Below are 14,335 nucleotides of genomic sequence, written 5' to 3' on the forward strand. Positions count from 1 at the left end.
CCAGGGAAGAATAACCGTTAATTAAGAGGGTGTTGAAACTGTTTAAGCTGCTGGGTAACAAGAAACTGTTTATCCTGCTGGTAGGACTGATTTTATTCATCGCGTTAATGGGATATACGTTGACCAACCGCGGCTCGATATCCTGGCCGGAGAAATTCACCCGGGATACCGTCGGTTTTGTGCAAGGTGTATTTTACAAGCCCGCTTCTTACATAGCGGGCTTCTTTGAAGATATCAGCGACCTGAGCGGAGTATATGAGGAGAATCAGCAATTAAAGCTGACGGCTGCACAATACATGATGCAGCAAGCCAACTATAGCCGTCTGGTGCAGGAGAATGAACGCTATAAGGAGCAGCTGAAGTTTACACAAAGTCAGCTCGCTCAAAACAAATTTGATCTACACATTGCTAATGTAACTAGTGTGGACAATGATGAAGATACCGGTACGATTGTGATCGATCTGGGCAGCAAGGATGGCGTGCGTAAAGATATGCCGGTCATCTCGCTGCAAGGTATGGTCGGTATCGTAAGTCAGACGAGCAATTACCATGCGACGGTTAAGCTACTAACTACACTGGATCCACTCGATCCGAACTCCAAGGCGATTGCTGCAACCGCAGTCGGCAAAGAGAACGAATCGTTCGGTATGGTAGAGAGCTATGACAAGGCGACAGGTATGCTCACAATGACGCAGATCAAGGAAAATGATCCGCTCGCCGTTGGCGATACGATCGTATCCTCCGGTAGTGGGGGCTTATTCCCACGCGGCATGATCATCGGTAAGGTCGTCAGCCGTCAGGTGGGTGACTTCGGTCTAACTAACACAGCTACGATTGATCCTTCGGCAGACTTTAAGGATTGGAAAGAAGTGTTTGTCGTTTATACGAAGGAGGCGCAGGAATAATGGTGCGCCGTATTGTGTTGCTGCTGCTGTTATTCTTCGTCTTTATCTGGGAGGGCACGATCGTGCCCTGGCTTATTCCAGATGCGATGCATGGACGTCTGATTCCACATCTGGCGTACATTTTGATTTTGTTTGTTTCGATCTATTATCATCGTCATACTGCACTTGTACTCGGCTTAATCTTCGGCTTGCTGCACGATGTAGTCTTTTACGGTGATATGATCGGGGCTTATGCATTTGCGATGGGGTTGTCGGCTTATGTGCTTGGACTACTCTTTCAATCCACCAAAGCCCCGTATCCGCTGATGATGACAGTCGTTCTGATCGGCAGCCTGCTGCTGGATCATTTGCTGTACGGTATCTATCTCGTATTCGGATTGACGCGTGAACCTTATGCGTGGGCACTCGGACATTACATGTTCCCGAATCTGCTGCTGCATTTTGTATTTGCGCTTATCATTTGTGTGCCTGTGCGCCGTCAGCTCGAAGAGGTTGCAAAGCTGCGCAGACGCGCTGCCGAAGAGGAATAGGCGCGTGCGTAGCGGCCGTGGCCTATAAGGTCGCGGTCTTAATTATTGGTTCAGGCAGGATTTCCCGCCGTCAGCACGAACTGATAGTAGGTGGGGGTGAGCGATGAATGGCTGTAAGAGCTTCACGCTTTGTAACGATTAAAGGGATAAAAGATGGATTAACATTCCAATTTGATGATACATGTGATTTTGAAGACCTGGTCACCGATCTTCGCTTCAAGCTGGAGCATACACATCAGAACATTTTGACCGGGCCACTTGTGCATGTGGATATTCGTACAGGTGAACGAGAATTGACGGAAGAGCAGAAGGATATTTTGCTCGACATTTTAAGTCAGAAGGGTAATTTGCTGGTTCGCTCCTTTGAAGAGCCTGCACCAGCGGAGCCAGAGCCTGAGATTTATGATCGTAATCGCGTTCAAATCGTAACGGGCATGGTGCGATCCGGTCAGGTGCTTCAGCATGAAGGGCCTGTATTATTCCTGGGTGATGTGAATGCAGGAGGTACAATTACGAGCACAGATGACATTTACATCCTCGGAGCTCTGCGTGGAATGGCGCATGCCGGTATTAACGGCAATGAGGATGCGGTTATCGCTGCTTCATTCTTTTCACCGACACAGCTGCGTATTGCCGATCTGATCAGCCGTCCGCCGGATGAAGGCGAGAATCGTGAATCCCATATGGAATTTGCGTATTTACAGGACGGTGTGATGAAGATTGATAAAATGGCAAATATCGCTCGGCTAGGTCGGGATTTTAATGTGTTTAAAGGGGTGTAGTACATGGGAGAGGCTATTGTCGTCACTTCAGGCAAAGGCGGAGTCGGAAAGACAACCACTTCCGCAAATATAGGTACCGCGCTCGCGCTGCTCGGCAAAAAGGTGTGCCTGGTTGATACCGATATCGGCCTGCGTAATCTCGATGTCGTGATGGGCCTGGAAAACCGGATCATCTATGATCTGTGTGACGTTGCCGATGGCCGTTGCCGGCTCAATCAAGCACTTGTTAAAGACAAACGCTTTGATGAGCTGTATATGCTGCCTGCTGCACAGACCAAAGATAAAAATGCCGTTTCACCAGAGCAGGTCAAAGAAATTATCGAAGAATTAAAGAAAGATTTTGAATATATTTTAATTGATTGTCCTGCTGGGATCGAGCAGGGCTTCAAAAATGCAATTGCTGGAGCTGATCAGGCGATCGTTATGACAACACCGGAGAATGCTTCGGTGCGTGATGCTGACCGCGTGATTGGTTTGCTGGAAAGCTCCCATATTACCTCACCCAAGCTAATCGTGAATCGTATTCGCCATAGCATGGTGAAGTCGGGAGATATGCTCGACATTGATGAAGTATTGCAGGTGCTGAATATCGACCTGCTTGGCGTCGTACCTGATGATGAACTGGTCATTAAGGCTGCCAATTCTGGAGAGCCGACCGTAATGAACCCTGACTCCAAAGCTGCCATTGCGTACCGTAATATCGCTCGTCGTATTTTGGGCGACACGGTTCCACTCATGCCCATGGATCAGAAGAAAAGTGCCTTTTCTCGCTTTAAGAAGTTTTTTGGAATGGGTTGATGGATTTTGCTTAACAAGTTTAAAAAGCTGGATTGGGGAATTATTGCCCTGCTCGGTGTGTTCATGGTATTTAGTACACTGCTTGTACGCAGTGCGATTGCACCTGATCCAAAGTTTGCGGGTTATGATGGACGTACGTTAATCTTTTACATTGTTGGTTTTGTCGTATTGTTTGCAACGAGCATTTTTGATTATCGTCTTTTGCTGCGTAAGCACTGGTACTGGTATGGAGTAGGCTTGCTATCCTTGCTGCTGCTGTATCCACTTGGAGCAGAGATTAATGGTGCGAAGTCCTGGTACAATTTCCCGGGCTTTCAATTCCAGCCTGCTGAAATGGTGAAGATCGTCGTCATTTTATCAACAGCCTATCTGCTTGGTAAACGTGACGGTGACCCGCTACGGTTTCGCTCGGATTTGCTGCCAACCGGCCTTGTCGTATTTATACCGTTTTTCCTCGTACTCATTCAGCCTGACCTTGGGAATGCAATCATCTACCTGATCATTCTCGTCGGTATGCTCTGGATCGGTAATACGAAATATACGCATGTTATTATCGGGCTTGGCGCGGTTATTGGTGCATTAGTGCTCATCATGGTACTGTTTACAAGCTTTAATCAGCAAATTCATGACTATCTCTATTCGCATAACAAGTATCACTGGTACGAGCGGATCAATACCTTTGTTGATCCAAGTCAGGCATCGGATGATGCGAAGCACCAGTCCAGTTATGCAAAGATCGCTGTAGGCTCAGGTGGCCTGTTCGGTGATGGCTACATGCAAGGACAGTTGAAAAACAATAAATTCGTCCCTTACCCGTATTCCGATTCTATCTTTGTCGTAATCGGGGAAGAGTTTGGCTTTGTTGGTGCATCGATCTTATTAATGCTATACTTCCTGCTCATTTATCGGATGATTCTGATAGCACTGCAATGTTATGATCGACGAGGCTCGTATATCATCGTCGGGATCGTCAGCATGTTCGTGTTCCAGATTTTTGAGAATGTGGGGATGATGATTGGTCTGATGCCGATCACGGGGATTACACTTCCGTTCATCAGCTACGGTGGTACATCGTTGTTGCTGAATATGTTCAGTATCGGGCTAGTGCTCAGCATTAAGATTTATCAGGAAAAGTATGAAGTAGAGTAGCGTGTATACAAATGCATAATAGCGCGGTGCAAGCTGTGCTATAGCAACGATATAGCGTTACGCAAAAAGATAACTGAACAGTCGGCTGCCAAGCCGGCTGTTTTTTTATACATTTATATAATAATTGTGCATCTGTGAACCGGTAGCTGCACGTGTTAGCCTTGTTTTCATTGAAACCTTTTATACACGCTATTCGTCTATTGTAAAAGGAGACAACTGTCGTCTGTAAGAAGACAGATCGATGACATTGTTATTTGAGCACGCGCCGTGTATCCTTCCGATTCTTGCTTAATATTGGCTAACCTGGCATGTGAACACAGCCTGAGAAGATAGAGGTGAACTATCCTGATGAAGCAAATGATCGTGAGCTGTGATCCCAACGAAACACGGATGGCATTACTGGATAAAGGTGAACTGGTAGAATTCGCTTCGGAGCGTTCATCTGGCAAAGGAATCGCCGGTAATTTTTATAAAGGAAAAGTAATGAATGTACTGCCTGGTATTCAGGCGGCATTTGTAGATATTGGACAGAAGAAAAATGGCTTTTTATACATTGATGATGTGCTGCACCCGCATATGGATAAGCAGCCCAGCGTGAAGCCGAATATCGCAGAGCTGATTCATCCGGGTCAGGAACTGATCGTACAGGTAACTAAAGAGCCATCTGGTAGTAAAGGCGCCAAGCTAACCACGCATTATTCCTTGCCAGGTCGCTGGCTCGTTTATATGCCCTATGCGGATTATATTGCAGTATCGAAAAAAGTAAGCACCGATCAGGAGCGGACGCGATTGCGACATCTTGGTGAGAAGCTGCGTCAGGAAGAAGAAGGGCTGATTTTGCGGACGGTTGCTGAAGGGGAGCATGACGACGCCATAGCCAGTGATTTGCTGATGCTGCGTGGTCTATGGAAGCAAATTCTTGTTCGAGCCGAGCGTCAGCGCCCACCAGCAGAGCTACATCGCGATCTCGGACTAGTAGAGCGAATGCTGCGCGATGTGTTTCATCCGGAGGAAGATCAATTTATTACCGATGATACTGCGTGTATGGAGCGTGTAAAGCAGTTTTTAGCAGGCATTACCTCTGCTGGGGAAGCAGCAAAGGTTGAGCTATACCGTGATTCCGAGCCGATTTTGCAACGCTTTGGTGTAGAAGAGAAGCTGTATCATGATTTTCAGCGCCGTATTTGGCTGGAGGGTGGCAGCTATATCGTATGGGATCAGACCGAAGCATTAACGGTAGTGGATGTGAACACCGGTAAGTTCACAGGTGGGGCTACACTAGAGGAGACGGTTACACAGACGAATATAGCGGCTGCTCAGGAGATTGCTCGCCTGCTACGGTTACGCGATACAGGCGGTATCATTATTATTGATTTTATCGATATGGATCAGGACAGTAATCGCAGACTTGTTATTGAAGCGCTGGAGAAGGTGCTTGTACAGGATCGCACCAAAGCTCATATCGTAGGCTGGACAAGGCTTGGACTACTGGAAATGACACGAAAAAAGGCTCGTGAAGAAACAGCTAGCTTTGCCTATCAGACCTGTTCCGTCTGTCATGGCACCGGGAAAATTGCATCATGGATTAGGGATTGATTTATTGAGATGGCTGTGCTACAATCATTTGGTATGTGTCGGATATAACTCCCTCACATGCTGTAACCGCTCCGATCGGGTTATAAGTTTTGTTATGTTTACATAACAGACACCTGCATTAGGCGAGTCTGAGACATGAGGAGGTGCAAGAGAATGTACGCAATTATCGAAACAGGTGGTAAACAATACAAAGTGCAAGAAGGCGACGTATTGTTCATCGAGAAACTGGAAGCTACTGACGGCGAAAGCGTAACTTTTGACCGCGTTCTGGCGGTATCCAAAGAGGACGGTCTGGTAACAGGTCTGCCACTGGTAGAAGGCGCAACCGTAACAGCGAAAGTTGAAAAACACGGTAAAGGGCACAAAATTGTAGTTTACAAATACAAGCCTAAGAAAAACTACCACAAAAAACAAGGTCATCGTCAACCTTATACTAAAGTGACTATCGAGAAAATCCAGGCGTAAGAAGGTGCGGTAATTGATTATCGTGCGTATAGAACGGCTTGAGGATGGTACAATTCAAGGTTTTTCATCACGCGGACATGCAGGCTATGCTGATCCTGGAGAAGATATTGTATGTGCAGCTGTTTCTGCCATTACGGTTGGAGCGGTGAACTCGATTGAATCTCTGACTGGTGTAGTGATGAAGTCGAAGATGAAGGATGGATTTTTAAGTGCGCGATTGCGGAATCTTTCAGAGGATGCGCCGCATGAGAAGATTCAATTGTTACTGGAATCAATGCAGGTTATGCTTGTAACTATCGAAGAGTCTTACGGTGAGTATATCAAAATAAAGCAAGTTACATTAACGGAAAAAAGGAGGTAGACAACATGTTGAAGCTTAATTTGCAATTGTTCGCTTCGAAGAAGGGTGTAGGTTCCACGAAGAACGGTCGTGATTCCCACTCCAAACGTCTGGGAGCAAAACGTGCAGATGGTCAATTCGTACTTGGTGGCAACATCCTGTACCGTCAACGCGGTACTAAAATCCACCCAGGAACAAACGTGGGCATCGGCAAAGACGACACATTGTTTGCAAAAGTTGACGGCGTCGTGAAATTCGAACGTTGGGGCCGTGACCGCAAAAAAGTGAGCGTCTACCCGGTTGACGTTGCTCCAGTAGCAGCAGCAATCGAACAATAATCCTTTCTTCGGATAGGATGAGCAAGCCTCCGGTACGTGTCAGTGCCGGAGGCTTGTTGTATTTATGGAAGCTCTATCTAGTGTAGGGTGGAGACGAGATTCGTAGTAATCTCCTTCGTTTTCCTCGTTTGACAAATCGTGGGTTGTGTTATACTTAGTGTTGAGAATAAGCACTTAACGATTGGAGCGAAACGATGAAGCATTTTGGCTGGCGTCCGGCTGTGCTTGCCGGAACGATTATTTTACCATTAGCAGCAGCATATCGCTGGAATACGCTCCCTGCTTTTATTTTGCTGGGATTATGGATCGCACTCGTCTACTGGCTTGGTTTGAAAATGGTACATGGTGAACTAGCAGAGCAGCATCGGTTAGAACGATTAGCAGCTCGGATCAAGGATGAGGAAGCTCAAACGGCATCTCTTTCTATGGCTACACCAGCAGAATCATCTGCTGATCTGGAGCAGCTTTATGAGACAGCCATTGAAGCATTCAGTCATCATCGTCATGATTGGATGAATGATTTACAGCTGTTATATGGCTATGTTCAGCTAGGTAATCGTGAACGACTCGTTGAAAATATCGAACGTATCAAGGAGCAAATGAATGCGGATAGTCGTGTTTCTCGCTTGGGAATTCCACAGCTCGTATTTTATTTGCAGACATTTACAGCCGTTAATCGTAACATTAAGCTAGAATTGGAGATCGAGGATGGAATGACGCTCGCCGCACGGCTTACGCCGGAACAGAGTGAGGCGTTGACCCGAGTGATGCAGCAGACGATCTCCGCTTATGAGCAATATGGAGGATCGTCCTGGGGTGAATGCCCCACACTGTTTATTATGATTCGTAGTAGCGACGATGGCATGGAAGTGATTTTCGAGCCAGAGGGTGAGTATCCTGATGCGGAGACACTATGGCTTGAAGTGAATCGTTATGTGCAGTCGACAGATATTCGGGCTTCTCGATTAGAGGAAGATCCGTCATCGATTACACTGCATATAGAATAGCAGGGTTCCCTTAGCGAATAGGGAAAGTATTTTGAAAATAGAGGTGCAATTATGTTTGTAGATAAAGCGAAGATTTTTGTAAAAGGTGGCGACGGAGGTAACGGAACGATTTCATTTCGTCGTGAGAAATACGTTCCAAACGGAGGACCAGCAGGTGGTGACGGTGGTCGCGGCGGCGATGTCATTTTCCGTGTAGATGAAGGTCTGCGTACGCTGATGGATTTCCGTTATCAGCGTCACTTCAAAGGACAACGCGGTGAAAAAGGACGTACGAAAAACCAGCATGGTGCAGGTGCAGACGACACAATCGTTCGTATCCCACCAGGTACAGTTATTATTGATGAGGATAGCGGCGAAGTGCTGGCTGACCTAACGCGCCACAATCAGGAGATTATCGTTGCAAAAGGTGGACGTGGAGGACGCGGGAATACTCGTTTCTCTACCCCTGCGAACCCGGCACCTTATCTGGCTGAAAATGGTGAAGAAGGCCAGGAGCGTAACATTGTGCTTGAACTGAAAGTCATGGCGGATGTAGGTCTGGTTGGATTCCCGAGCGTCGGCAAATCGACACTTCTGTCTGTTGTATCCGCAGCAGAACCAAAGATCGGTGCATATCATTTTACAACGATTACGCCAAACCTGGGTGTAGTTGCTGTAGGTGATGATCGCAGCTTTGTTATGGCGGATCTGCCAGGTCTGATTGAGGGTGCTCATGAAGGCATCGGTCTGGGTCATGAGTTTTTGCGTCACGTTGAGCGTACACGCGTTATCATTCACGTGGTAGATGTATCTGGCTCGGAAGGACGCGATCCATTTGAGGATTGGGTGAAAATCAATGAAGAGCTGAAGCTGTACAGTGCGGAGCTGGAAAAGCGTCCTCAAATTGTAGCGGCTAACAAGATGGATATGGAAGAAGCACAGCAGAATCTGGAGGAGTTCACTCGCCAGGTGCTTGAAGTAAGACCGGATATCCAGATCATTCCGATTTCTTCATTAACACGTCAGGGTATTCAGGAGCTGCTCTACAAAGCGGCGGATCAACTGGATCAAATGCCTGAAGCTGTTGCTGTTGAAGAGGTTCAGCAGGTTGCTGAGCGTAAAGTATATCGTTTGGAAAAAGAAGAAGACGAGGGCTTCAAAATCTACCGCGAGAACGAAATCTTCGTGGTGGAGAGCAAGAAGATCGAAAACCTCATGAAACGCATGCAGCTGAACTCCGAGGATGCGATTATGAAGCTGGGTCGTACGATGCGTCATATGGGCGTCGACAACGAGCTGCGTAAACGCGGTGCCAAAGACGGCACAGTCGTTCGAATTGGCGAGCTGGAATTTGAGTTCGTTGAAGGAAGCAGTTATTTCTAAGTCGATCAGCATGTATTTCTAAGATCATAAGTAAGGTGTGGCTGACTTGCTGTGACCCGTTATGTTAGCGGTCAACTTGACGATGCACGATAGATTAAATATATAGTCGTTTGATTAGCTATAGTGAATTATATTACTCAAAAGCACGATATTCTGTAATAACAGGTTGAAGAATAAACCTTCTTCACACTGTAACGCAGAGATCGTGCTTTTTATTTTATATACCGCCAGATATGCCGCTTGCCTTATTTCAGCCCCAATGTAAGCCTTATCAAGGAAAAAGTGGTTGCCTGACATGGACAGTTACTTTATAATGTCCACTATACGAAAACATGAGTCTTTGAGGAGAGGACGCTGTGAAAGAAAAATACTATCTTGTACGTGAAGATATTTTACCTGAGGCAGTGCTGAAGACGATGCGCGTGAAGGAGCTTTTAGCTTCGGGCGATACACGCACGATCAATGAAGCAGTCGAAAAGATCGGTCTCAGCCGTAGTGCTTTTTATAAATACAAGGACGGGATTCATCCGCTTAACCGTTTGGAAAAGGATCGAATCATTACCGTCTCCTTTGATCTGGATCACCGTTCTGGTATTTTGTCTCATGTGCTGGGCTTGATGGCTGAATATGGAGGAAACGTACTGACTATTCATCAGAGTATCCCTTTGCAGGGAAGAGCGAACGTTGTTCTGTCCGTAGAGACGACGCGTTTGACTGAGGATCTGGATACGATGGTAGAAGCGATGCAAAATGTAGCTGGTGTACGGCATATTCATATTATTGGTCAAGGCTGATGCAGACTGTCGCGGACTACTATACAATGGATGGAAGCACGATATCCCGTATATAACAGAGCAGACAACAAATGAGCAGAAATCGTCTCAGGAGGGGAAGGGCAAGATGAAACCAGTAAAAGTAGGCTTATTAGGATTAGGTACAGTAGGAACGGGCGTAGTACGCATCGTACAGGGAAACCAGGAAGACCTGAGCAGTCAGGTAGGTTCACCGATTACGATTGAGAAGATTGCTGTACGTAGCATCGATAAGGCGCGTAACATTGATATTGATCCAGCTTGTTTGACAACCGATCCGTGGGAAGTGATCCGCGATCCAGACATTGACGTGATCGTTGAGGTAATGGGCGGTATTGATTCGACACGTGAATATATTCTAGAAGCATTAGAGCGCGGTAAGCATGTCGTTACGGCGAATAAAGATCTGATGGCACTGCATGGTAGTGCCATTCTGGCGAAGGCGCAGGAAAAGCAGTGTGATGTATTTTATGAAGCAAGTGTTGCGGGTGGTATTCCGATCATTCGTACGTTGATTGAAGGCTTTTCCTCTGACCGCATTGTGAAGATTATGGGGATCGTCAACGGTACGACCAACTATATTTTGAGTAAAATGAGTCAGGAAGGTGCCTCGTACGCCGATGTGCTGAAGGAAGCACAGGAGCTTGGCTATGCGGAGTCCGATCCGACAAGTGATGTGGAAGGTCTGGATGCAGCACGTAAAATGGCAATTCTCGGTACGCTGGGCTTCCGTACGAACGTGGAGCTGTCCGATGTAACGGTACAGGGGATCTCTTCTATTACGAAGGAAGACATTAACTATGCCAAAAATCTAGGCTATGAAATGAAGCTGCTCGGTATCGCTACAAGTCAAAATGATCATATTACAATCAGCGTGCAGCCAACCATGATCCGGAAAAATCACCCACTCGCTTCGGTCAACGGTGTGTTCAATGCCGTATACGTGCATGGTGAATCGGTAGGAGAGACGATGTTCTACGGAGCAGGTGCAGGTGAATTGCCGACAGCGACATCGGTTGTAGCTGATCTGATCGCTGTGATCAAAAATCTCAAGCTAGGTGTCAATGGACTAAAGGCGATCGTGCCCTATAAGACGAAGAAGCTTCAATCTGACGATCAGGTTATGTACAAAAACTTTATCCTGCTGCACGTCGATGATAAAGCAGGGGTACTTGCTCAGATCACTCAGGTATTTGCCGAGTATAATGTAAGCTTAGCATCCGTTGTTCAGCAGCCCAATGCAACTAACCCGGATGCAGAGATTGTGATCATTACCCACCGTGCGAGCAAAGCCAGCTTTGACCGGGTATTGCAGCATTTCGAGAATCTCGATGTGATTCAGCGCATCAAGAGTATCTATCGGGTCGAAGATATTTAAAGGAGCAGTGTAGTGATGATGACGAATGAAGGTTTTCAAAAAGTATATACACCTCGTAAAGCAGTTCGTGTTGCTGTTCCAGCGAGTACTGCGAATCTAGGGCCGGGCTTTGATACGCTAGGTATGGCACTCGGCTTGTACTCCTGGATTGAGATGAAGGAAGCGGAGCAGACTCGTATCACATTGCTAGGTGACCAGCTATATGGTATCCCTACGGATAAAACGAATCTAATTTATAAAATGGCCCAGGCTGTTTTCCGTAAAGCAAACGTATCGATGCCGGAACTCGAAATTACCATGTATTCGGACATTCCGCTCACTCGGGGATTAGGTAGTAGCGCATCAGCACTCATCGGTGCCTTAGCCGCAGCAAATGCCTTAACAGGACATGCGCTTCCTGATGAAGAGCTGCTGAATATGGCGACAGCCTTTGAAAAGCATCCTGATAATGTGGGTGCATCTCTCTATGGTGGAATTGTAGTAGCCACATGGGATGGGCAGCAGGCAAACTGTCTGCGAATTACACCGCCAACGGAGCTACAAGCGCTGGTGATTATTCCTGATTTCCAATTGTCTACTACCAAAGCACGCGAAGTATTACCAGCCCAGCTATCCATGGCCGATGCGATCTATAATATTAGTCGTAGCTCTCTGCTGGTCGCGGCATTATTCTCAGGCAAGCTGAATCTGATTCGTGAAGCGATGCAGGATCGTCTGCATCAGCCGTATCGTGCGACTCTTGTACCGGGAATGGAGCAGATTTTAGGGCAGGCGACTGATCATGGCGCACTGGGCATTGCACTTAGTGGTGCAGGCCCTACAATGATCGCATTTGTAGATCGTCATTCGGCGAAGAAGGACCAACTGGAAGGGTATTTGATTGATACAATGAAGGCGCAAGGGATTACAGCTAGCACATTATGGCTTGAACCTGTAACTGAGGGCGTTGTATACTACTACGATACCGAAACCTATTCATTTATGGATATTGTCAAAGGAGAAGTTCGTTTATGATTCGTATTGCTGCCTTACCGTCTGGCTCCGTATCTCATGAAGCACTACTCCATATCCTGGGCGATCAACCGATCGAGATTGTACATCATAAAATGATTGCCGATGTCTTTCTGTCTACAGCTCAAGGAAAGACAGATTATAGCGTGATTCCAATCGAAAACACGATTGAAGGCTCTGTAACCCTGCATATGGATTGGCTTGTACATGAAGTGGATATTCCGATGCAATTGGAGTGGGTGTATCCATCGATTCAAAATCTGATCGGCAGACGCAGTGAATTGATTGCTGATGGAGAAGATCCGTCTCTTGTGAGTCCAGAAAGCGATCTGGACTATAGCCGCATTCGTAAAGTGTTGTCTCACCCCGTAGCGATGGCGCAATGTCATCAATTTATTCGAAGTACATTGCCAGAAGCAGAGCTGGAGCATGTCGGTAGTACGGCTGAAGCGGTGCAGATGGTTAGCCAGAACCCAGGTCAAGGACTCGCAGCGATTGGTACTTCATTGGGCGCACAAAAATACGGCCTGGATATACTCGCTGACCGTATTACAGATCACGACAATAACCATACTCGGTTTGTTCTGATCGGTAATCGCCCCATCACCGTCAAAAAAGAAGCCGATCATATGAAGACGAGTATGCTAATTACGCTGTCTGAGAACTTTGCCGGTGCACTCCATCAGGTGCTGGCTGCCTTCTCATGGCGCAAGCTCAATCTCTCTCGTATTGAATCACGTCCAACTAAGAAGAAGCTGGGTAATTACTATTTCTATATCGATGTACTGGCCTCACAGGATTCCGTACTGATCAAGGCAGCAATGGAAGAAATTCAAGCACTCGGCTGTCAGGTAAGAGTTCTTGGCTCTTACCCATGCTATGAGTACAATTTGGCAAGAGCTAAGAGCTAAGAGCTAAGAGCTAAGAGCTAAGAGCTAAGAGCTAAGAGCTAAGAGCTAAGAGCTAAGAGCTAAGAGCTAAGAGCTAAGAGCTAAGAGCTAAGAGCTAAGAGCTAAGATTGACCATATATTGGATTGAATTATATAAAGACAGAGCTTAGATCAGAACCAGCATAGCATGATGCTGTGGGTTCGTTTCTATAGCTACTGTCTTTATTTTTACAAAGCGGCCTAATATATGATCCTACCTACAATCCATGATAGAACAGTTAATCATGTCATGTCCTTCTGTGACTCCTTTGTATTGCAGCTATCATGTTAAAAGGGTAGGCATGATATTACTAAAAATATAACGAGAGCAGTACCGAATAATCAGCACCTGGATGAGTGGGTTTTTGATGATTGATTTGGGTAAATACACATTCGAAAATTAATTATAAAAAAGTGCTTGCCAAATATCTGAGGGCATGATATATTATAAAAGTTGTCACGAACGAGTGATAATAAAGAGAAAAAAGCTGGTTTTGTTTCTTAGGTAATATAAAAGAACGAAATAAAGCTTCTGACTCAACAACTTTTAAGTTTACAACCAACAAACGGTTGAAAAAAACTTCAAAAAAAGTTGTTGACAGAAAAGAAAGAAAATGATAAGATATAAGAGTTGCTGCAAGAGACAATGAGTGGCAACGAAAGAGCTTGATCTTTGAAAACTGAACAACGAGTGAGTGAAGAACTTCGGTTCTTCAACAAATAGAGAACAGCAATGTTCTCGCCAGCAACAAAATGAGCAAGTCAAACACTTTATTGGAGAGTTTGATCCTGGCTCAGGACGAACGCTGGCGGCGTGCCTAATACATGCAAGTCGAGCGGAGTCGATAGGAAGCTTGCTTTCTTGAGACTTAGCGGCGGACGGGTGAGTAACACGTAGGCAACCTGCCCTTTAGCCTGGGATAACTACCGGAA

15 protein-coding genes, 1 rRNA gene and 1 other annotated feature (1 of these 17 cut by a window edge) are annotated in these 14,335 nt (G+C 46.2%); all 16 genes read left to right on the forward strand.

Annotated elements, in window-relative coordinates; genetic code table 11:
• The first annotated feature begins 29 nt into the window (after positions 1 to 29).
• On the forward strand, positions 30 to 905 hold the full coding sequence (mreC, locus tag SK066_RS05995) for a rod shape-determining protein MreC (protein WP_320544017.1): 876 nt from the start codon (positions 30 to 32) through the stop codon (positions 903 to 905).
• Complete coding sequence (mreD, locus tag SK066_RS06000; protein ID WP_284446301.1) at positions 905 to 1,435, forward strand: rod shape-determining protein MreD; 531 nt, start codon at positions 905 to 907, stop codon at positions 1,433 to 1,435. The genes mreC and mreD overlap by 1 nt, the downstream gene beginning before the upstream one ends.
• Positions 1,436 to 1,542: 107 nt before the next feature.
• Positions 1,543 to 2,217 (forward strand): septum site-determining protein MinC, encoded by a 675-nt coding sequence (locus SK066_RS06005; RefSeq protein WP_250344185.1) that lies wholly within the window; start codon positions 1,543 to 1,545, stop codon positions 2,215 to 2,217.
• A gap of 3 nt (positions 2,218 to 2,220) precedes the next feature.
• Entirely contained in the window at positions 2,221 to 3,015 is a 795-nt protein-coding gene (gene minD, locus SK066_RS06010; protein WP_188777141.1) for a septum site-determining protein MinD, read from the forward strand.
• A gap of 6 nt (positions 3,016 to 3,021) precedes the next feature.
• Complete coding sequence (locus SK066_RS06015) at positions 3,022 to 4,164, forward strand: FtsW/RodA/SpoVE family cell cycle protein (RefSeq protein WP_320544018.1); 1,143 nt, start codon at positions 3,022 to 3,024, stop codon at positions 4,162 to 4,164.
• Between the two features lie 348 nt (positions 4,165 to 4,512).
• On the forward strand, positions 4,513 to 5,760 hold the full coding sequence (locus SK066_RS06020) for an Rne/Rng family ribonuclease (protein WP_320544019.1): 1,248 nt from the start codon (positions 4,513 to 4,515) through the stop codon (positions 5,758 to 5,760).
• A gap of 54 nt (positions 5,761 to 5,814) precedes the next feature.
• Positions 5,815 to 5,900: a sequence feature (ribosomal protein L21 leader region), on the forward strand.
• 13 nt (positions 5,901 to 5,913) lie between these two features.
• A complete protein-coding gene (gene rplU / locus SK066_RS06025) occupies positions 5,914 to 6,225 on the forward strand; it encodes a 50S ribosomal protein L21 (protein WP_188777147.1) in 312 nt (103 codons plus the stop codon).
• Between the two features lie 13 nt (positions 6,226 to 6,238).
• The gene (locus SK066_RS06030) at positions 6,239 to 6,586 is read left to right on the forward strand and encodes a ribosomal-processing cysteine protease Prp (protein WP_250344187.1); all 348 of its coding nucleotides are present in this window, start codon (positions 6,239 to 6,241) and stop codon (positions 6,584 to 6,586) included.
• A 5-nt stretch (positions 6,587 to 6,591) separates the two neighbouring features.
• Positions 6,592 to 6,903: a 50S ribosomal protein L27 gene (gene rpmA / locus SK066_RS06035; protein ID WP_188777152.1), complete on the forward strand. Its 312-nt coding sequence runs from the start codon at positions 6,592 to 6,594 to the stop codon at positions 6,901 to 6,903.
• A gap of 194 nt (positions 6,904 to 7,097) precedes the next feature.
• Positions 7,098 to 7,910: a Spo0B domain-containing protein gene (locus SK066_RS06040; RefSeq protein ID WP_320544020.1), complete on the forward strand. Its 813-nt coding sequence runs from the start codon at positions 7,098 to 7,100 to the stop codon at positions 7,908 to 7,910.
• Between the two features lie 51 nt (positions 7,911 to 7,961).
• Positions 7,962 to 9,272 (forward strand): GTPase ObgE, encoded by a 1,311-nt coding sequence (gene obgE, locus SK066_RS06045; RefSeq protein WP_320544021.1) that lies wholly within the window; start codon positions 7,962 to 7,964, stop codon positions 9,270 to 9,272.
• Positions 9,273 to 9,628: 356 nt separating this feature from the next.
• The gene (locus SK066_RS06050) at positions 9,629 to 10,066 is read left to right on the forward strand and encodes an ACT domain-containing protein (RefSeq protein WP_188777156.1); all 438 of its coding nucleotides are present in this window, start codon (positions 9,629 to 9,631) and stop codon (positions 10,064 to 10,066) included.
• A 106-nt stretch (positions 10,067 to 10,172) separates the two neighbouring features.
• Positions 10,173 to 11,462 (forward strand): homoserine dehydrogenase, encoded by a 1,290-nt coding sequence (locus SK066_RS06055; RefSeq protein WP_188777159.1) that lies wholly within the window; start codon positions 10,173 to 10,175, stop codon positions 11,460 to 11,462.
• A gap of 15 nt (positions 11,463 to 11,477) precedes the next feature.
• Complete coding sequence (gene thrB / locus SK066_RS06060; protein WP_320544022.1) at positions 11,478 to 12,476, forward strand: homoserine kinase; 999 nt, start codon at positions 11,478 to 11,480, stop codon at positions 12,474 to 12,476.
• Entirely contained in the window at positions 12,473 to 13,384 is a 912-nt protein-coding gene (pheA, locus tag SK066_RS06065) for a prephenate dehydratase (protein ID WP_320544023.1), read from the forward strand. The genes thrB and pheA overlap by 4 nt, the downstream gene beginning before the upstream one ends.
• 789 nt (positions 13,385 to 14,173) lie before the next feature.
• A 16S ribosomal RNA gene (locus SK066_RS06070) occupies positions 14,174 to 14,335 on the forward strand (it continues 1,391 nt past the right edge of the window).

Origin of the sequence: Paenibacillus hunanensis (genome assembly GCF_034055775.1) — a bacterium.
Taxonomy (GTDB): domain Bacteria; phylum Bacillota; class Bacilli; order Paenibacillales; family Paenibacillaceae; genus Saccharibacillus; species Saccharibacillus hunanensis.